Annotated in this window: 12 protein-coding genes, 4 tRNA genes, 1 rRNA gene, 1 pseudogene and 1 other annotated feature; of the genes and pseudogenes, 16 read left to right on the forward strand and 2 right to left on the reverse strand. The window is 31.6% G+C overall.

All coding sequences use genetic code 11. The features are described from left to right. Positions 1-164 precede the first annotated feature (164 nt). From rrf to BUA82_RS19515, 8 genes and pseudogenes are all read left to right on the forward strand, one after another. Positions 165-281, forward strand: a 5S ribosomal RNA gene (gene rrf, locus BUA82_RS19480). Between the two features lie 6 nt (positions 282-287). Beyond that, positions 288-364 (forward strand) — tRNA-Ile (locus BUA82_RS19485). Between the two features lie 35 nt (positions 365-399). Further along, positions 400-475, forward strand: a tRNA-Ala gene (locus BUA82_RS19490). Between the two features lie 295 nt (positions 476-770). Beyond that, positions 771-1,286, forward strand: a complete 516-nt coding sequence (locus BUA82_RS19495; RefSeq protein WP_073012593.1) for an HD domain-containing protein — start codon at positions 771-773, stop codon at positions 1,284-1,286. Positions 1,287-1,314: 28 nt separating this feature from the next. Beyond that, positions 1,315-1,830: a transcription repressor NadR gene (locus BUA82_RS19500; protein ID WP_073012703.1), complete on the forward strand. Its 516-nt coding sequence runs from the start codon at positions 1,315-1,317 to the stop codon at positions 1,828-1,830. Between the two features lie 50 nt (positions 1,831-1,880). Next, complete coding sequence (locus BUA82_RS19505) at positions 1,881-4,571, forward strand: UPF0182 family protein (RefSeq protein WP_073012596.1); 2,691 nt, start codon at positions 1,881-1,883, stop codon at positions 4,569-4,571. A gap of 96 nt (positions 4,572-4,667) precedes the next feature. After that, positions 4,668-6,062 (forward strand): NAD(P)/FAD-dependent oxidoreductase, encoded by a 1,395-nt coding sequence (locus BUA82_RS19510; protein ID WP_073012599.1) that lies wholly within the window; start codon positions 4,668-4,670, stop codon positions 6,060-6,062. 33 nt (positions 6,063-6,095) lie between these two features. Further along, positions 6,096-6,317 (forward strand): annotated as a pseudogene (locus BUA82_RS19515) (DUF1667 domain-containing protein); the annotation flags it as partial. 77 nt (positions 6,318-6,394) lie between these two features. Here BUA82_RS19515 and BUA82_RS19520 read toward each other — a convergent pair. After that, complete coding sequence (locus BUA82_RS19520; RefSeq protein ID WP_073012605.1) at positions 6,395-7,354, reverse strand: ABC transporter substrate-binding protein; 960 nt, start codon at positions 7,352-7,354, stop codon at positions 6,395-6,397. 538 nt (positions 7,355-7,892) lie between these two features. Beyond that, positions 7,893-8,090: a binding site (T-box leader), on the forward strand. Positions 8,091-8,225: 135 nt separating this feature from the next. Here BUA82_RS19520 and serS point away from each other — a divergent pair. From serS to addA, 7 genes are all read left to right on the forward strand, one after another. After that, entirely contained in the window at positions 8,226-9,506 is a 1,281-nt protein-coding gene (serS, locus tag BUA82_RS19525) for a serine--tRNA ligase (RefSeq protein ID WP_073012608.1), read from the forward strand. Between the two features lie 202 nt (positions 9,507-9,708). Further along, a tRNA-Ser gene (locus BUA82_RS19530) sits at positions 9,709-9,799 on the forward strand. Positions 9,800-9,834: 35 nt separating this feature from the next. After that, positions 9,835-9,925: transfer RNA gene (locus tag BUA82_RS19535), tRNA-Ser, on the forward strand. Between the two features lie 144 nt (positions 9,926-10,069). Next, positions 10,070-10,537, forward strand: coding sequence for a DUF6241 domain-containing protein (locus BUA82_RS19540; protein WP_073012610.1), 468 nt, complete (start codon positions 10,070-10,072; stop codon positions 10,535-10,537). A gap of 189 nt (positions 10,538-10,726) precedes the next feature. Then, positions 10,727-11,080, forward strand: a complete 354-nt coding sequence (locus BUA82_RS19545; protein ID WP_073012613.1) for an arsenate reductase family protein — start codon at positions 10,727-10,729, stop codon at positions 11,078-11,080. A 15-nt stretch (positions 11,081-11,095) separates the two neighbouring features. Continuing rightward, entirely contained in the window at positions 11,096-14,578 is a 3,483-nt protein-coding gene (gene addB / locus BUA82_RS19550) for a helicase-exonuclease AddAB subunit AddB (protein WP_073012616.1), read from the forward strand. Continuing rightward, positions 14,568-18,326, forward strand: coding sequence for a helicase-exonuclease AddAB subunit AddA (gene addA / locus BUA82_RS19555; RefSeq protein WP_073012619.1), 3,759 nt, complete (start codon positions 14,568-14,570; stop codon positions 18,324-18,326). Before addB ends, addA begins: the two co-directional genes overlap by 11 nt. Positions 18,327-18,886: 560 nt before the next feature. Here addA and BUA82_RS19565 read toward each other — a convergent pair. Continuing rightward, positions 18,887-20,218, reverse strand: a complete 1,332-nt coding sequence (locus BUA82_RS19565; protein ID WP_073012625.1) for a CCA tRNA nucleotidyltransferase — start codon at positions 20,216-20,218, stop codon at positions 18,887-18,889. Positions 20,219-20,363: 145 nt separating this feature from the next. Here BUA82_RS19565 and BUA82_RS19570 point away from each other — a divergent pair, with 145 nt between their 5' ends. Then, positions 20,364-21,320 carry a 3'-5' exoribonuclease YhaM family protein gene (locus tag BUA82_RS19570; protein WP_073012628.1) on the forward strand — a complete coding sequence of 319 codons (957 nt, stop codon included), beginning with the start codon at positions 20,364-20,366 and terminating at the stop codon, positions 21,318-21,320. The last annotated feature ends 49 nt before the right edge of the window (positions 21,321-21,369 follow it).

Consider the following 21,369-nt stretch of genomic DNA (forward strand, 5'->3'; position numbering starts at 1 on the left):
TGTTCAGCTGACTGATACTAATAGGTCGAGGGCTTGACCAATAAATCTTTCTTTACAAAGTTCTATATACAGTTTTGAAAGAACAAAATTCTTTCGAAAAAAATATTGACAATAAACGATGTCGATATTATAATGAAAAGGTACTTTTCTTTGAAAAGCACTTATCTGGTGATAATGCCATGAAGGTAACACCCGTTCCCATTCCGAACACGAAGGTTAAGCTTCATAGGGCCAATGGTACTGCATGGGAGACTGTGTGGGAGAGTAGGACGTCGCCAGGTCTACATGGATCTTTAGCTCAGTTGGTTAGAGCAACCGGCTCATAACCGGTTGGTCCGGGGTTCGAGTCCCTGAAGGTCCACCATGATTAACCAGGCTATACAGCTTGGTTAATACTTTGGGGGTATAGCTCAGCTGGGAGAGCACCTGCCTTGCACGCAGGGGGTCAAGAGTTCGAATCTCTTTATCTCCACCAAAAAAAGCTACAAACTAACGTTTGTAGCTTTTTCAATTTAGAATTTAAAATTTAGAATTGAGAATAAAGGAGAAAACTCCTAGCGTAAATTCTTTGAATTTATAAAAAGATAAAGTAATAAAAGATATAAAAAAGCTTCTTTTTAAGAAGCTTTTTTATATTATTTTTATATTAATTTAAAATTTTTTCTGATGCTTTTTCAGAAAAATTATCCCTCATTTTAAATTCTACATTCTCAATTCTAAATTGCTTTTATGTTATAATATTAATAATACTTAAAATTAGCGAGGGTACTATGTATTTGTATAGAGTAAAACAATTTTATTGGACTATTAGCTCTTTTTTTAGAAAGGTGGATTATAAATATATCAATGAATATTTAACCTTGGAAGAAATTGAGTTTTTTAATAGGCTTAAAAAAAGTGAAAAGCTTCATTGTATAAGGGTATCTAAGGATGCTGCTGAATATTATGAAAGCATATTACAGGAAGAAAGACTCATGGATGTATCTAAAGATATGGTTATAAAGCTAGGGCTATTGCATGATATAGGTAAAATAAAACAGCCTCTTACCGCTATAGATAAATCTATTATAGTAATACTTAATAAGTTAACTAAAGGGGAGCTTAAAAATAAATCTAAATCTAAAAAAGTTTACATATATTATAATCATCCAGAAGAAGGAGTTAAAATTTTAAAAGATATTGGATATGATGAGGAATTTTTATATGCGGTAAAAAATCATCATAAAAAAATACAAAATCCTAGTATGGCACTTAAGATATTGAAATATGCTGATAACAAAAATTAATCAATTATTAATTCATGTAGGTGATATTATGAATTCTATAGAAAGAAGAAATGAAATATTAAGAATGTTATTAAATACTACTCTACCTTTAAAGGGTGTGGATTTAGCTAATGAGTTTGGAGTAACCCGTCAGGTTATAGTTAGGGATATAGCTATACTTAGAGCTGAGGGAAAGGAGATAATAGCCACACCAGAGGGCTATATAGTCTCTAAGGCAGGAGAGTTTAAAATAAAAAGAATAATAGCGGTAAGCCATGATAAAAATCAGCTATATGATGAAATGGCTACTATTATAAAATACGGAGGTACCATTGAGGATGTTATAGTAGAGCACCCTCTTTACGGAGAAATAAAATCTAATTTACTTATAAAAACCTTAGCAGATTTAGAGGCTTTTATTAAGTCTTTTAATGAACATAAAGCAGAACCCTTATCAGCTCTTACAGGAGGACTTCATTTACATACTATATCCGCTGAAAGAGATGATATACTTGATAAAATAATAGAAGAATTAAAGCATAAGAATTATATTATAATGGATTAGTTTTATTAAATCCTTGAATTAAGTAAGTTAAAGCTTGCAGGAGGCGTTTTATGAAAAAGAAAAAAATTTTTATTCCCATTATTTTTATTGCCATATTGATTTTAGTATTTTTAAATGCTATTACAGATTTTCTTGTTAATCTTCAATGGTTCAAGGAAGTAAATTATGTTGAAATGTATTTTATTAAGCTTACAGCTGTAGCCAAATTTATGATCCCTATATTTTTAATAACTTTTTTAGCTATATGGTTTTATTATAGAAGCATAGTAAAAAGTATTCCTAAACTTAAGGTTATAGATCAGGGGAATTTAAAGAAGAAAAGGATAGAAAAGATATTATTATTTTTAGGAAATTTGTTTGTTTCTCTCTTCTTTTCTTATAAGGTTGCAGATAATTATTGGTATAGAATACTACAATTTAGTAATTCTGTAGATTTTAATGTAAAGGATCCTATATTTAATAAGGATGTTTCCTTTTATGTGTTTAAGCTTCCTTTAGTACAATCTATCTATGGTTCTATACTTGCATTATTAGTATTTTTCACTATAATTACAGTGGTTATATATATTATAAATCTTACTAAAGATCAGATTTTAAAAGGAAAGAAACCCGGTAAGATAATTGATTTTTCTAGTAACTTAACTAAATTTTTTGGCAGACAAATGGCACTATTAGCATCATTAATACTTTTATTTGTATCCTTTGGCTATATTTTAAAAGCATATTATCTAGTGTATAGCCCTAGAGGGGTAGCTTTTGGAGCCAGCTATACAGATGTTCATGTTACTTTATTATTCTATAGAATCATAACTGTAACCGCTTTAATATCAGCTGTAGTAGTCTTTATAAGCCTTATGAAAGCTAAAATTAAACCTATAATAGGTTCAATTTTAGTAATAATTGTATTAGTAATTTTAGAACCAATAAGTGCAAATTTAGTTCAGCAGTTTATGGTAAGACCTAACGAGTTTGAATTAGAGAAAAAATATATTGAATTTAATATTGAGGCTACAAGAAAAGCTTTTAATATTCACGATGTGTCTGAAATATCCTTTGGTGCAGATAAAAAAATTAGTTTAAATGATATAACAAAGAATAAGGATATTGTAGATAATTTAAAGATAAATTCCTTTGAGCCTGTACTAAACTTTTATAATCAGGTACAAGTTATTAAAAATTACTATACTTTTAATGATATAGATACAGATAGGTATGTTATTAATAATAAATATAATCAGGTATTTATTTCTCCTAGAGAGATTAACTCTGATGCAGTAGATATATGGCAAAATAAGCATTTAAGGTATACTCATGGTTATGGATTAGTAATGAGTAAAGTAAATTCTGTAACACCAGAAGGACAACCTGATTTCGTAATGAAGGATATACCTTCTGAAAATCATACTGAAATTAAAGTAGATAATCCAAGAATTTATTTTGGTGAAAGTACAAATTACTATGCCGTGGTAAAAACTGATTTAATGGAGTTTGATTATCCTAAAGGAGATAAAAGTGAGGAAAATCAATATGATGGTAAAGCTGGAATAAGGATGAGCCTGGGGAATAAGATTCTCTTCTCGATATATGAAGGAAACGCTAAGATATTACTGTCTAATTCTATAAATTCCGATAGTAAAATGCTTTTAAATAGAAATATAGTAAAAAGAGCAGAAAAGATTGCCCCCTTTCTAAATTATGATAAGGACCCTTATCTTGTTATAAATGATGGAAAGTTAGTTTGGGTGTTAGATGCATACACTACTACAGACAAATATCCTTTTTCACAACCTTACAAAAAGGTGAATTATATAAGGAATTCCATTAAGGTTACTGTAGATGCTTATGATGGTGATATTAATTTTTATATCATAGATAAAAATGATCCTATAGCAGCTAGTTATTCAAAAATATTTAAGGGATTATTTAAAGATGCAGAGAATATACCAGAGGGTATAAAAACTCATTATAGATATCCTTCCACACTATTTGATGTTCAATGCGATGTGCTTACAAAATATCATGTAACTAATCCATTTAAATTCTTTACAGAGGAAGATATGTGGCAGATATCTACAGCACAAAAGAATGTGGAAAAAGAAAATAGAGTTAATGAATCCGCTTATATTATGACTAGGCTTCCTGGAGAAGAAAAAACTGAAATGATGCTCTTTGAATATTTTAATATTAAAAGTAAGCAAAACATGGTATCTATATTCGGGGCTAGAATGGATGGAGATGATTATGGAAAGCTAATATTATATAAATTTCCACCACAAAAAACCGTATATTCTCCAACGCTTTTCATGAATAAAATAAATCAAGATACTACTATATCTAAGGAGATGTCTCTTTGGAACTCGAAAGGTTCTTCAGTAGATTATGGTGATACTTTAATAATACCAATAAATGAGTCTCTTTTATATGTACAAACTCTATATCTTAGATCTGGTGGAACTAACAGTATTCCAGAGATGAAAAGAGTAATTTTATTTGATGGTGAAAGGCTTGTAATAGAAGAAAATATAGAGAAAGCTTTAGCCTCCTTATTTAATTATTCTATAGAAAAGCCAGGAGAAAGCAATCCAGCTCCTAAACCAGAAACTCCCGAAGCTAATGCTGAAATGAAAAAAGCTAAGGAGATTTATGAAAAAGCTATTGAAGCTCAGAAAAATGGTGATTGGGCAAAATATGGAGAATATATAAAAGAACTTGGAGATATAATAAATAATCTTAATAAATAGTTATGATATAATAAAATTTAGAGATATTAGATATTAAAAATAGTATATTAATAAATCTAATGAGAATATTAATTAAGCAAATTTAGGAGGAAGAGCATGGATTACGATGTTCTAGTGCTGGGTGGAGGAATAATTGGTTGCGCCGTAGCATATGAGTTATCAAAATATAATTTAAATATAGCATTGATAGAAAAAGACTTTGATATAGCAGATGATATATCCTTTGTAAATACTTCTATAGTGTATGATGGTTCAGAAGCAGAGGATGACCTTATGGCAGCTTTAGAGATATTAGGTAATTCCATGCTGAATGATATTACTAAGAAGTTTAATGTTCCTTTTAAAAGATTAGGCTCTTTAACTATAGCTGAAGATGATGAGGGGATAAAATATATTCAAGAAAAATATGATAAGGCTAAGAAAAGAGGAATAAAAGAAGTTTATATAATAGATGATAAGGCTGTTAAGGATATTGAACCAAGCATTGAAGGAAATGTTAAAAAAGCTTTATATGCTAGAAATACAGGGGTTATATCCCCTTATGATCTAGCTATTGCTTATGCTGAAATTGCCTTTGATAATGGGGTTAGCTTTAAACTTGAAGAAGTAGTTTTAGATATTCAAAAAATGGCTAAAGGATTAAAAGTAACCACTAATAAAAATAAATTTTCCTGCAGGGTAGTTATAAATACTATACCTGGTGATAATTACAGCATTGATAATAATAAATGTATTGAGAGAGAAAAGGGGAAAGATGTAACTTATATTTCTCTTGAAAATAAGTTCAAGGGGAAGTTATCTAATATAGTATTTACCCCTAGGAAAAACAATAATTTTATGATGCATGTACCTTCTTTAAATGGGGGAATGTTAATTGGTATTTCGGATACTAAACCTTTAGGTTTTCACAATACTGTAAAAAATGCATCTAGAATTCTAACAGATGTAACTAAAAATGATGTAAACAGTTTTTTTCAATCTAAATTATATTTTGAAAAGATGTTTATAAATGATAGCGATATACAAAAAGGCTATGTTAAAGTTACAGGAGATAATTATGCTGAAATAACCGTTACACCTTCTATTGCTAAAATGGTGTGTGAATCTATAGTTAATTATCTTAATTGTGTCCCAAATAAAAACTTCATAGATAAAAGAAGAGAATTTTATAGATTTAAGGAATTAACTAAAGATGAGAGAAATGAAATTATAGCTCTAGATAGGAGATATGGCAATATTGTATGTCTTTGCAATCAGGTTACAGAAGGAGAAATAGTGGATAGTATAAGAAGGCCATTAGGAGCTAGGACTGTAGAAGGTGTAAAGAGAAGAACTGGAGCAAGCTTTGGAAGCTGTCATGGCGCTTATTGTATCAATAAGATAATTAAAATTCTTGCCAGAGAAATGGATAAAAAGCCTACGGAGCTGGTGGAGGATTCTAAAAATTCCAATGTGCTTTTAGGAAGAATAAAAGAATTTGATGATATATAGAAATTTTTAAAGGAAAGGAAGAAAACTGTGGAAGAGGAAGCTCTAACTACCTTAGTGAGAATTAAAGGCAGTGATAAATATAATGTAGTTTCTGTTAAAAGTACTAAACCTATAGATAAAGGCCTCTGGGTTGAGTGTTCTAAAGTCCTCAGCAGGATATATGTAGGCATTCCTATAGAAATAGGGGATATAATATGCAAAAACATACTTAATACTGGAGTAGATATAGTGGCTACTAGAAATGTAGATTCTTAGTTACTGTTTTATATCGCATAAGATAATCTAAAGAGCAGCAACGAGTTATTAATAACTTGCGAAGCTGCTCTTTAAAATTATTTTGTTTTTATATATTTAATATTATCTATTAATGGTTTTTCAATGTTAAGCTTTTTTAAACTGTCTTCATTTATATAAACTTCGGTATTATCGGATATTTTAACTGGCATTTTAGAAATATCCTCACCCTTTAAAACTGAAACTGCCATTGTTCCTGTTTCATAGCCTAACTTATAATAGTTAATTCCCACAGTAGCCAATGCCCCTGACTCTACACTGCCTTTTTCTGCTGCAATTATAGGTACTTTTGCTTGTAATGAATTTTTTACTATCATAGGCATAGATGAAACTACTAGTTGGTCTGTTGGAACATATAATACATCAATTTTCTTTAATAAACTTACTATGGCACTATTTACTTCATTGGAATTGGTAACTCCTACAGCTATAATTTCATAGCCTTTTGCAACTTTTTTCAGTTCATCTAATTGAACTTCTGAATTTACTTCACTGGTGTTATATATAAAACCTATTTTTTTAGCATTGGGTAAAAGCTTTTTCATTAAATCTAACTGTCTTTCTACAGGCAAATAATCTGAAGTTCCCGATACATTAGTTTCTGGCTTTTCTAAGGATTTAACTAATTCAGCCTTTACTGGGTCAGTTATAGAGCTAATTACTATTGGTATTTTCTTTGTTGCATTAAATGCTGATTGAGCAGAAGGAGTACCTATAGCAAAGATTAAATCCTTATTCTCTGAAGAAAACTTCTTGGCTATAGTTTGTGATAAAGCTATGTCTCCTTGGGCGTTTTGATAATCAATTTTTATGTTCTCTCCATCCTTGTATCCGCTTTCCTCAAGTGCTTTAATAAAGCCTTCCCTATTTTCATCTAAAGCAACATACTCTACAATTTGGCTAATACCTATATTTAAAGTTTTATTTTTAGTACCCTTGCTTTCACATCCTGTAATAACAATAGCTAACATTAATATCATTGCAATTATTTTTTTCATAATATCTTCTCTCCTTCTGATGATATTGAATTCTTAATATGTTTTCTCATTACTAATTTCTCTTTTAAGCCTTTAAATTCACTTATGCATTTTAACAAAAAAAGCCACATGGAACTCCATGAGACTTTAAAAAGCGTAAAAATACGTAAAAGCCACATAGATTATCTACGTGGCTTTCTATAAAATAATTAGTAAAAACTTATATATCATAGCCAACATAGATACAGACCTTTGAATTCAAAGAACTTCTAAGGGTTGTACCTATGTTAAGTTGTTTTAGGTACAAACCCTATCTAAATTGGCTATTAAAGACAAACTGTGTTTTAACAATACATAAGTTTTTCATAATTACTTTCCTCCAAAAATTATTTTTTTTAATCTTATCATCTTTATTGGTGAAAGTCAATAATCCTTTTATTATTTTCAACTAAGGCTACTAGAAATATTGATTCATAAGGTGTTGACAGTATTTAAGCATAATGTATAATATAAATAATATATATTGGTTATATTATATTGTAACTATAAAATTTTCATACTAAAACCTTTGAAGAGAATAGTAATATGGTTTTAATTTTAAGAGAGTCAGTGTTAGGTGAAAACTGATAATTAATCCTTATGAATCCACCTCTGAGGGACTGCGATGAGCAGTACGGCTTAAACCGTTATTTTGTTGAGAGGATAGCTTTATCAAGCTATCAATTAGGGTGGTAACGCGGAGTCTTTCGTCCCTTTGTGGATGTAAGGCTCTTTTTATTTTGCTTTAATATATAAGCTTATCAAGCTATGTATAGATAATTTAAACCTATGTATACAAATGTACTCCACGGTACTTAATAATATATTTTTATGTAGAAAGGGGAAATTTTAAATGTTAGATCTTAAAAGAATTAGAAATAATTCAGAAGAAATTAAACAAGCTTTAAATGATAGAGGAGAAAATTTTGATATATCTGTTATAGATGAAATAATAGCTCTTGATGAAAAAAGAAGACAGATATTAGTGGAGGTAGAAGCTTTAAAAAGCAAGAGAAATCAAGTATCTGCTGAAATACCGAAACTTAAAAAAGCTGGCCAGGATGTAACACCTATCATGGAAGAGATGAGACAGATAGGGGATAAAGTTAAGGCTTTTGATACTGAAGTATCAGAAATTGATGAAAAAATTAAATATATTATGATGAGGATACCTAATATACCTAATGCAGAAGTTCCTAATGGTAACACTGATGAGGATAATGTAGAAATTAGAAAATGGGGAGAGCCCACAAAATTTAATTTTGAACCAAAGGCTCATTGGGATTTAGGTACAGATTTAAATGCTTTAGACTTTGATAGGGCAGTTAAGGTAACAGGAAGCAGATTTACTATGTATAAAGGCTTAGGAGCAAGATTAGAAAGAGCTATTATAAACTATTTCCTTCAAAAACACACCATAGAAAATGACTATGTGGAAATATTCCCACCTTTCATGGTAAATAGAGAAAGCATGACTGGTACAGGACAGCTTCCTAAATTTGAAGAAGATGCTTTTAAGATCCAAGGAGAGGATTATTTCTTAATCCCTACTGCAGAGGTTCCTGTAACAAACATGTACAGGGATGAAATGTTAAAAGGTGAAGAGCTTCCAATAAAACATGCAGCTTATAGTGCTTGCTTCAGAGCAGAAGCTGGTTCAGCTGGAAGAGATACTAGAGGTCTTATAAGACAACATCAATTCAATAAAGTAGAGCTAGTTAAGTTCTGTAAACCAGAAGATTCATATAATGAGCTGGAAAATCTAGTTAAAGATGCAGAATCAGTGCTTCAGGGCCTTGGACTACCTTATAGAGTAGTTAAGATATGCAAAGGCGATTTAGGCTTTACAGCAGCCTTTAAATACGATATAGAAGTATGGATGCCTAGCTACAATAGATACGTAGAAATTTCAAGCTGCAGTAACTTTGAAGACTTCCAAGCTAGAAGAGCAAATATAAGATACAAAAATACTCCAAAGGATAAGCCACAATTCGTGCATACTCTAAACGGATCAGGAGTAGCCATAGGCAGAACCGTAGCTGCTATATTAGAAAACTTCCAACAAGAAGATGGAAGCATAGTGGTACCAGAAGTTTTAAGACCTTTCATGGGCGTAGACATAATAAAAAAGTAATTGTAAAATAATGTACCGCCCCTGGGGTGCTCCCATTTTTATGGAAGCACCCCAGGGGTAGTGACAGTAATTGGTTATTAATTACTGATATGCAAAATTATCATGAATTGTAATAAATTAATAGCAAATATCCATGAGTATTTAAATAAAAAATGTTGACATAGTATAAAGCAGTTGTTATAATAATACTCGTGACTAATATGGAAAGATGGTCGAGTTGGTTTAAGGCACCGGTCTTGAAAACCGGCGTACGGGTGACCGTACCGTGGGTTCGAATCCCACTCTTTCCGCCACTACAATTTAATAATATTAATATATTGTAGGACATGGAGAAATACTCAAGTGGCCGAAGAGGCGCCCCTGCTAAGGGCGTAGGTCGGGTAACCGGCGCGAGGGTTCAAATCCCTCTTTCTCCGCCAAGAAAACACCTAACTATTTTGTTAGGTGTTTTTATTTTTTTTTATTATTATTGTAAAATCTATCATAGATAAATACCATATATTAGATTTATTTATAATATTAGTATATAATGTAAATATTGATAATAAGGGGGAGTTAGATTTATGAAGGAATATATTAAATGGGGAGTTATATCATTAATTATAATTACATTTGTTGGAGGAATAACATTTTTTACATGGAGGTTATTCTTTTATAAAAATAATGTTGAAAAAATTGAGGACAACCCTACTACTGAGCAGAAAGTTATTATAGATCAAGAATTTGAAACTAAGGAAACTATTGCGGTAGAAGAGTTAGTGGATAAGGTGAGCATATACACCATGATGCATGAAATGGCTAATACAAAAATCGTAGCAGAAGATGGTATGATATGGGGACTGCAGCCTATGACAAAAGACAGGATAATAGCAGTAAGAACAGCTTTAAAGAAGAATGATCCAAGCCACAAAAGATTATTTGAGATTTTAGACAGATGGGAAAATAAAGATTTTACTCAAGGGGTAGAGGATCACAATTATTTATGGAAACTATTAGATGGAAATGTGGGGAAGGCTGTAAGGCTTAGATAGTTTTTTTAATATGATAAATTTTATTAGGTTTTAAGAGGAGAATTACTTCCTCTTTTTTATTTATAAAAATTCAATTATGGATTAAAATAAAATTTAAATTTCATATTTACGTTACACATTCTTGTACAGTTATTAAGTACAATGATAACATAAGGGTATAATATAAAATGAAGAATGGAGGAATAATTAATGAAATATTTATTTTTACAATATCCAAAATGCAGCACCTGTCAAAAGGCTAAAAAATGGCTTAATGAAAATAATATAGATTATGAGGAAAGACATATAGTAGAGAAAAATCCTAATGCTTCAGAGCTTAAAACCTGGATTTCACAAAGTGGTCTTCCCATTAAAAAGTTTTTTAATACCAGCGGAAACTTATATAAAGAAATGAATCTAAAAGATAAGCTTACTAATATGTCAGAAGAGGAACAAATTCAGCTACTATCCACCAATGGAATGCTAGTAAAAAGACCAATATTGGTTGGGGAGGATAAGGTGTTGGTGGGCTTTAAATTGGAACAATGGAGCGAGATAATTTAGAATTGAGGAGGAATTATGAGTTTAAGATTTGTATTTGGTAGAGGCGGCAGCGGGAAAAGTACATATTGCCTAGAGCAGATTAAAAAGCGTATAGATGAAGGCAGTAAAAATAAATTAATACTGTTAGTACCTGAGCAGTTTTCTTTTACTGCGGAAAAAAATCTCTTGAGAGCCGTGGGAGAGCTGGGCATATTAAAGGCGGAAGTTCTTAGCTTTAAGAGGATGGCTCATAATGTCTTTAGTGAGGTAGGAGGAGTTACCCATAAAAGGATGAATGATGCGGGTAAATCTATGCTGCTTTATAAAATAATAGAAGAGTCTAAAGAGGATATGCAGATATTTTATAATGCCAGCAAGCAGCAAGGCTTTGTAGATATAATAAATGAAGCCATATCTGAGTTTAAAAAGTATAATATTACCCCGGAAATGTTAGAGGTAAGTTCTTCAAGTTTTGATGATAAATCTGAGTTATATAAGAAGCTTCAGGATTTAAGTTTTTTATATTCAAAATTTGAAGAGGGTATAAAAGATAAGTTTTTAGATCCTCAAGATGAATTAACCTTTCTAGCGGAAAAACTCCAAGGTTGTAATATATATAATGATGCAGAGATATGGATAGATGAATTTACTACCTTTACTCCTCAACAATATGCTGTTATAGAAAGGCTTTTAAATTGCGCTTCAACTATCAATATAACACTTCTTTCAGATTCCTTAAGTCTTTATGACATTCACGATACCACAGATATCTTTAATGTTACTAAAACCACTGAAAGAAGAATTTTAGATATTGCTGAAAGAAATAATATAGCTTATTTAAAACCTATAGATTTAAATAAGGATTGTTGTCCAAGATTTGAAAACAGTGAGGAACTTCAGCATATAGAAAAGCACTTCTTCTCCTTCCCTTATAGCTATTATAATAAAGAAACGGACAAATTAAGGCTGTATAAAGCACAAAATAATTATGAAGAAATGGACTTTATAGCCAGGGATATTTTAAGGCTTGTTAGAGATGAAGGATATAGATTTAAGGATATAGCTGTAGTATGCAGAGACTTGGATAGATACGAAAAGCTCTCTACAGTTATATTTAGAGAATATGATATACCTTATTTCATGGATAAAAAGATTGATATTATGGATAATCCATTGGTGGTTTTAATAAATTCCTTGTTTGAAATATTCACCAAAAACTGGTCCTATGAAGCGGTATTTAGATATCTTAAGACAGGGCTTACAGGTATAGCTATGGAAGATATAGATATCCTTGAAAATTATGTATTAGCTAACGGTATAAGAGGCAGCAAGTGGATGGAGGATATGTGGGGTTATAGGCTAAGCTATGGCTTTCAAGAAGAGGCTATGGGGCTTTATGAAAGCTCTATTATAAACAGGGTAAATGAAACCAGAGAAGCTGTGGTAGATCCTTTGCTTAATATATACAAAAAGATAAATAGTAAAGCAAAGGTAAAAGATTTATGCGTAGCTATTTACGACTATATAGTAGAAATTGGTGCCCTAGAGAGGATGCAGCAGTGGAGTGATAAATTTAAGAGCCAGGGAGAACAAGAAAATGTAAGCGAATATGACCAGGTAATAGATTTTATCATGGGTGTTCTTGATCAGCTGGTAGAAACCATGGGAGAAGAATATATAAAGATAGAAGATTTTGCAAAAATACTTAATGTGGGCTTTTCAAAATGTGAAATAGGGCTTATTCCTGTTTCTTTAGATCAATTAAAGGTTGGAGACATAGCTAGAATAAAAAGCCAAGACGTTAAGGTTTTATATATTATAGGCATTAATGATGGTATATTTCCTAAGGCAGATAAAGATGAAGGAATACTATCTGATAATGATAGGATGAATTTAAAAGAGAGAGGAATTCAGCTGGCAGCAGATACTAAAACTAAAGCTTTTGAAGAGCAGCTTTTAGTTTATACAGCACTAACTATGTCCAGTAAATACTTAATGCTCACTTATCCTATGGCAGATTTTGAAGGAAAAGCCTTAAGACCTTCCATAGTAATATCTAGAGCTAAAAAGATATTCCCAAAACTCATAGAAGAAAGCGATATAGTAAAGAAAAATATTAAATATATAGAGTTAGAAAAAGTTTCAGCACCACAACCAACCTTTAATGAGCTTATAGGAGCCTTAAGGCGGGATTATGAAGGGGAAGAAGTGGAAGATATATGGAAGCAGGCTCAAAAGTGGTATGAAGAAAAACAGGTATGGAGAGAAAAGTCTGAAAGGATAATGGAAGGTTTAACCTATAGCAATCAAGTAGAAAATATAAATTCTGAAAAAATAAGAAATCTTTACGGAAGGCCTCATTATTTCAGTGTATCTAGACTAGAAAAATATGCAGAATGCCCTTTTGCTTATTTTGTTCAGTATGGTCTTAAAGCAAAGGATAGAAAGATATATGAGCTAAATCCTCCTGACCTAGGAAGCTTTATGCATGAGGTAATAGATAAATTCTCTCATGATATTGATAGCGTAGGTAGCAGTTGGAGAGAACTCACTCCTGAATATACCAGAAGCACCATTTCAACCATAGTAGATGAAATGCTTTCAGAAAAGACCAATTCCATACTAAATAGCTCTGCCAGGTATAAATATATAGGAAACAGGGTTAAAAGAATAATTACTAAGTCTGTGAATATCATTGCTGAACAGATAAAAAGAGGAAGCTTTGAACCATTAGGTTATGAGATGACCTTTGGAAAAAGTAAAGAAGATGATATGCCTGCCCTTAAGATAGAGCTTCCTTCTGGAGAAGAGGTTTTTCTTAGAGGAAGAATAGATAGAGTGGACACCATGGAATTTGAGGGAAAAACCTATATAAGAATAATAGATTATAAATCTGGAAATAAAGAGCTAGATTTATCTGATATATACTATGGCCTTCAAATTCAGCTGCTTATTTATTTAGAAGCCCTTATATCAAACTCAGAAACCCTTATAAAACATCAAAGCATACCAGGAGCTATACTATATTTTAGACTGGATGACCCTATAGTAAAAGGAAATCCAAGCATGACAGAGGAAGAAGTAAAAGAACAAATAATGAAAAAGCTTAAGATGAAAGGGTTATTGTTAGATGATGCTAAGGTTATTAAGGAAATGGATAAGTCTATGACTAGTTATTCATTGATTATACCAGCAAAGCTTAATAAAGATGACACCTTAAGTAAAAGCAGCTCTGCCATTACTCAAGAACAATTTGAAATACTAAGAAACTATGTTAGAGAAAGCTTAGTTAAATTATGTGATGAGATGCTGGAGGGTAACATTAAGATAAAACCAGCTAAAAAATTAAAATATACTGCTTGTGAGAACTGTAACTATGCATCGGTATGTCAGTTTGATACCAGCATGAAGGATAATAAATATAATTATTTATCTAAAAAAGATGATGAGGATATATGGGAACTTATGAAAAAGAAAATTGAACATGAGGTGGAAGGAGGAGAGGAAAATGGCAACTAAATGGACCAATGAGCAGCTTCAAGCTATTGAAACTAGAGAATGCAACCTTCTTGTAGCAGCAGCTGCGGGAGCGGGGAAAACTGCAGTATTGGTAGAAAGAATAATAAAAATAATAACTAATACTAAAAAACCAGTGGATATAGATAAGCTTTTGGTGGTTACCTTTACCAATGCCGCTGCAGCAGAAATGAGAGAAAGAATAGCAGATGCCATTTCAAAGGAATTGGATAAAAATCCAGATTCTAAGCTGTTGCAAAGGCAGCTTACCCTCCTTAGCCGTTCCAATATTACAACTATGCACTCTTTTTGCTTGGATGTAATAAGAAATAATTTTCATCATATAGATTTAGATCCTGGTTTTAGAATAGCCAACGATACTGAGGCTATATTAATGAAACAGGATATACTTCAAGAACTTTTCGAAGATAAATTTGAAGATCATAATGAAAGCTTTATAAATTTAGTAGAGGCTTTTGGCGGTGGCCGTGATGATAGAAGGTTACAGGAGCTTATTTATAGTCTCTATAATTTTTCCATGAGCGGTTCCTGGCCAGAAAAGTGGCTTATAGATAAGGCAGAAGAGTTTAATATATCAGAAGACTTTGATATCAGTGAAAGCATTTGGGGAAAGGTACTGCTGCAAGGGGCTCAGGTAGAGCTTAAGGGCTTAAAAGGAAGAATAAAATTTGCCATAGAAATATGTGAAAATACAGAAGGCTTAGAGCCTTACATTGATAATTTTAATGAAGATCTTACTTTAATAGATAATCTCTACCAAGCTGTTAATCAGGGTTTTCAAGCTGCAGAAACAGTGTTTATGAATTCTGGTTTCTCAAAGTTAAAAACCGTTAGAAAGGCTAATGTATCTGATGAAGAAGCTCAAAAGAGAGTTAAGGATATAAGAGATGAAATTAAGAAAAAGGTAAGCGGTATAAGCAAAAGCATGTTTTCTATTTCAGTGGAAGATAGTGTAAGTAATATTAAAGCTATGTACCCATTAATGAAAGAGCTTTCTCAATTAGTTTTAGAATTTAATGAAAGATATAGAAATGCCAAAAAGGAAAGAGGTATATTAGATTTTAATGATTTAGAGCATTACTGTTTAGATATATTAGTAGATAAGAGCAGTGGAGAAATAAAGCCTAGTCCTGTGGCTTTAGAGCTTAGAGAGAGCTTTGATGAGATATTAGTAGATGAATATCAGGATAGCAATAACGTTCAAGAAACTATTATAAATATGGTGTCTAAAAAGTTTACGGATACTCCCAATGTATTTATGGTGGGAGATGTTAAGCAGAGTATATATAGATTTAGACAAGCAAAACCAGAGTTATTCTTAGATAAATATAATAATTATTCAGAAGAGGAAGGTTCATTAAATAGAAAAATACTTTTATATAAAAACTTTAGAAGCAGAGAAGAAGTTATAAATGGAGTTAATTATATATTTAAAGAGCTAATGTCAAAAACCGTAGGAGAGCTTGATTATACTTCTAAAGAAGCTTTAAACCTTGGAGCATCCTATAAGGAAAATGAAGAGGAAAAAGCCATAGTGGGAGGAGAAATTGAACTTCATATTTTAGATAGAAGCTCTGAAAGATCAGAGGAAGAGATAGAAGAAGAGGAAAAGGTAACAGGAGTAGAGGAAGGAAGCAGTGAGCTTTCAGAAGAAGAATTAGATAATATACAGCTGGAAGCCAGGTTAGTGGCAAAAAGGATACAGCATCTCATAAACCCTTCAGAAGATGGTGAATTTAAGGTCTTTGATAAGGACTTAGGAGATTATAGAAGGGTAAGATATAAAGATATAGTAATACTTTTAAGAGCTACCACGGAATGGGCCCCGGTGTTTGGAGAAGAATTAGGCCTTCAAGGAATTCCTGTATATGCTGATTCTGGTACAGGTTATTTTCAAACCGTGGAGATTAGGACCATAATGGCACTACTGCAAGTTATAGATAACCCTATGCAGGATATCCCTATGATAGCTGTATTACGTTCTCCTATATTTTCCTTTACCCCAGAAGATCTTTCGGATATAAGAATGTATAATAAGGAACAGTACTTTTATGAAAATATAAAGGATATAGAAGAAAGCAGTGAAGAAGAAGACTTCCCACAGGAACTTAAAGAAAAATGTAGCTATTTTATGGAGTATTTAATTAAATGGAGAGAAAAATCCATTTACATGCCCATAGATGAATTTATCTGGTACCTTTACATGGATACCTCCTACTATGGCTATGTAGGGGCTATGGCTAAGGGAGCACAGCGTCAGGCTAACTTAAGAATACTTTTCCAGCGTGCTAGAGAATATGATAAAACCAGCTACAAAGGGTTGTTTAATTTTATTAACTTTATAAACAAGTTGAGAAAAAGCAGCGGAGATATGGGAAGTGCCAAAATGCTGGGAGAAAATGAAGATGTGGTTAGGATAATGAGCATTCATAAGAGTAAAGGACTGGAATTTCCTGTGGTAATACTTTCAGGCACAGGAAAGAATTTTAATCTTATGGATTTAAACAGAAGTATTTTATATCATGAAGAATTAGGGTATGGTCCAGATTTTGTGGATATTGAAAATAGAATTAGTTATCCTACCATGGCTAAAGAGGCCATTAAAAGAAAAATAAAGCTAGAAAGTTTATCCGAAGAGATGAGAGTGCTTTACGTAGCCTTTACTAGAGCTAAGGAAAAACTAATAATTACAGGTTCTGTTAATAAGTTAGAAGCTTCTGCAGATAAATGGTGCCAATCTGCTGCTTCAGAAGGAAAGCTTCCGGAATCCGAAGTTATGAAAGGCAAGAGCTATTTAGACTGGCTAGGCATGGCATTAGCTAAGCATAAACAAGGAGAAGCTATAAGAAAGGTTAATAATAGTGAGGTTTCCATAACCAATGAAGATGAGTTATCCACATGGAGCATAAAAACTTGGAATAAAGAAGATATAATTGTGGATGAAAAAAATACTGCTGTGGATAATTTAGAAGCTTCACAGGAATTTGTTTCTGAAGAAGGTGTTTATACACAGGAAATATATAGAAGGCTAAGCTTTGAATACAAATATAAATATTCTTCTAAGCTTCCAGCAAACATATCCGTTTCAGAGCTTAAAAGACAATCTTTAAAAGAAGAATATGATGGAGAATATGTAAGTCTATTTAAGCCTGAAGCCCTTAAGAAGCCAGAATTCCTTCAAGAAAAAAGAGGACTTTCTGGAGCAGAAAGAGGAACTGTGGTGCACTTTGTGATGCAGCATCTTCAATTGGATAGGGTAAGCAACCAAGAAGAAATAGATAAGCAGCTAGAAGATATGATAATACAAGAATTTATCACAGAAGAACAAAAAAAAGCTGTAAGCAGTAAAAGGATATTAAACTTCTTTAAAAGCTCCTTAGGTGAAAGGCTGCTTAAAGTCTTTAATGAAAGCGGAAAGGTCTATAGAGAAGTTCCTTTCTTTATTGAAGTCCCCAGCACCTTAGTAAACCCTGAACTCCCTGAAGATATATATAAGGATGAAAAGATTAGAGTCCAAGGGATTATAGACTGCTTCTTTGAAGAAGATGGCCAACTGGTGCTCTTAGACTACAAGACCGACTATGTAGAAGAAGGGGGAGAAGAAGCAATAAAAGAAAGATACAAGGTTCAAATAGACTATTATTGTGAAAGCCTTTTAAGGCTTACAGGAATGAAGGTAAAAGAAAAATATCTATACTTATTCTATAACGGAAAAACAGTAGAAATTTAAAATTTAGAATTTAAAACTCATAGACCGCTTTAAAGAAAAGAACAGACCTATTTGGTTTTCCAATATGGTAAAAAACAAACTCATATGGTTAAAACATATGAGTTTGTTTTTTATTTTTACTAAACATGACATAAAAAGAATAAATTACTATACTTATTAAAGTTAAAAATAAAATTATTGAACTTATAAAATCATAATTGCTTATATTTTTATCTGTGATAATAATTTTTAAATAAAATGACCATAACGACATGAAAATAATTAGAAATAACAAGTAAATGACATTAATTTTTTTGCTTATTGTATTTATATATTTATAATTAAAATACAAATATATAAGTAAATTAATAGTATATAATGCTATTTCCGTATAAGAATAAAATGCACTGGTATCTTCAGAAACCTTAATTCCATATACTATATTTATTAAACTCCAAATTATAAGTATAACAAGTTTAACTATTTTCATTTTTCTCTCCCAATAATTAACATAGCTTTCCACTAATTATAATTTATTTTTCAATATTTAACAAATAAGATTTTATATAGTAGAACAATCTTTAACTTGCTTCTTTTTTTGCTAAAATTATTAGCTTATCATAGTGATTAAGGGAAGGATCTTTTAATACCTTTTCTAGGAGTTTGTTTAGTATTTCTCCGATTATTTTTCCAGGTTTTAAATTTAGTTCTCTTATGAGATCCTCTCCGGTGATGTTTAAATCTTTTAAGGAAATAGGCTCCTTGTGCTCTAAGATGATGTTTACCTTTTGCTCTACATATTCTATAGGGGTAAAGCTAAAGGGAGGAGCGCTGCTTTTTATATCAGCTCTCTGGAGAGCAAAGAGTAAGGGCATGTTTTCTTTTCCTACTCTGTTAATAAGTTTCTTAATGGTGATATCCTTAGGTTTATTAAACATTACCATATGGTCTTTCACTAGTCTTGATACTATGTCTATGGTTTTATTATCAAAGGTAAGCCTCTTAAGAACCTTCTCTGTGATTTCTGTGCCAGTTTTATCATGGCCGTAAAAATGACCTATGCCTTTGTTATCCACGGAAAAAGTGACAGGTTTTGCTATATCATGAAATAAAGCTGCTAATCTTAAGCTTTTATCTTTAGGAGTGTTGTCTACCACGGATAAGGTATGCATAAATATATCCTTATCATGATGAGGATTCCTTTGATCAAAGCCCACCATTTTCTGAATTTCAGGCAATATGTGCTTTAAAATTCCGCTTTTTTCTAAATTTATAAAGGCATAAGAAGGTTTTTCCGATAGTAGTATTTTAGTCAGCTCTTCTCTTATCCGTTCTTGACTAATAGCTTTTATAAGATGGCTGTTATTAGCTATAGCTTTAAAGGTTTCCTCTTCTATAGAAAATTCCAGTTGAGTACTAAATCTTATGGCCCTTAGCATCCTTAAGGCATCTTCTTTAAAACGGATATTTGCATCACCAACACACTTAATAACACGGTTCTGAAGATCTTCCTTACCATTAAAGAAATCGAGTAAACCTTCTTTATGATTATAAGCCATGGCATTAATAGTAAAATCTCTTCTGGATAGATCTTCTTTTATAGAAGTTACAAATTCTACTTGGTCAGGCCTTCTGTTATCTTTGTAGTCCCCATCTATTCTATAGGTGGTGACTTCAAAGGATTCTTTATCTATAATTACGGTTATAGTGCCATGCTTCATTCCCGTGGGAATAGTTTTATCAAAGATACTTATAATATTTTCAGGAAGGGCACTGGTGGTCATATCCCAATCTCCAGGCATCTTATTTAATATAGAATCTCTTACGCATCCACCTACTGCAAAAGCTTCAAAGCCATTTTCATATAATTTATTTATTATAAAATCCACCTTATGAGGGAGGTTAATAATCATAAAATCACCTCATTAAATATATTCATCTATTATTTTCTCACAAATTACTATATATAATCTATTTTCCACAAAAAACATTGAAAACACAAGTGAATAAATAGTAACCTATAAGTAACGCATTGAAAAATACAGAGGAGAGTGAAATATGTCATTAGAATTTAAGAATATAAATGAGTTTCAATTAAATGAAGTTATTACAGGATTTTATCTTATAAAATCCGTGGATGTAAAAACAGGGTCTAATGGAAAGAAGTATATGGACTTTGTATTAGGAGATAAAACAGGGGAAATTAATGCAAAACTATGGGATGCTGATGAAGAAAAGCAAGAATTATTTAAAGCTCAGATGTTGGTAAAGGTAAAAGCTCTAGTTAATTCATGGCAAAATGTGCTTCAACTGAAAATTGAAAAAATAAGACAGGTAGAGGCACGAGATGATGTTAACATAGAAGACTTTGTACCTTGCGCTCCCTATGAACCAGAATTTATGTACAATGAAATATTAAAGTATATAAACAATATGGCAAATCCTCAAATTAAAGCTTTAGTGCTTAAATTATTTGAAAGCTATAAAGATAAACTTATGTACTATCCAGCAGCAAAGAAAAATCATCATTCTATAAGAACTGGCCTTTTATATCATATTATGACCATGCTTAGTTTAGGAAAGAAAATCTGTGAAATATATGCCTTTTTAAATTCAGATCTTCTTTATGCAGGTATAATACTCCATGACCTAGCAAAAATGGAAGAAATGGATTCCAGTGATTTAGGAATAGTAAATGATTATACTGTAGAAGGTACTTTGTTAGGACATATAACTCAAGGTATAAAAAACGTAGAGATGGTGGCAAGAGAGTTAAATATAGACAAGGAAATAGTAATGCTTGTTCAGCATATGATACTTTCTCATCACTATGAGCCAGAATACGGAAGTCCAGTAAAACCTATGATACCTGAAGCGGAAATACTTCATCACATAGATATAATAGATGCTAGGATGTTTGACATGAAGAAGATTACTGAAGATATAGAACCTGGGGACTTCTCAGAGAGATTATGGTCTTTGGAAAATAGAAGAATTTATAAACCTTATTTGTAGTAAATTTTTCATTTATAATATTGATAATTTTAATGGCGCCAAGGTACTT

Origin of the sequence: Clostridium amylolyticum (assembly GCF_900142075.1) — a bacterium.
Lineage (GTDB): Bacteria > Bacillota > Clostridia > Clostridiales > Clostridiaceae > Clostridium_AA > Clostridium_AA amylolyticum.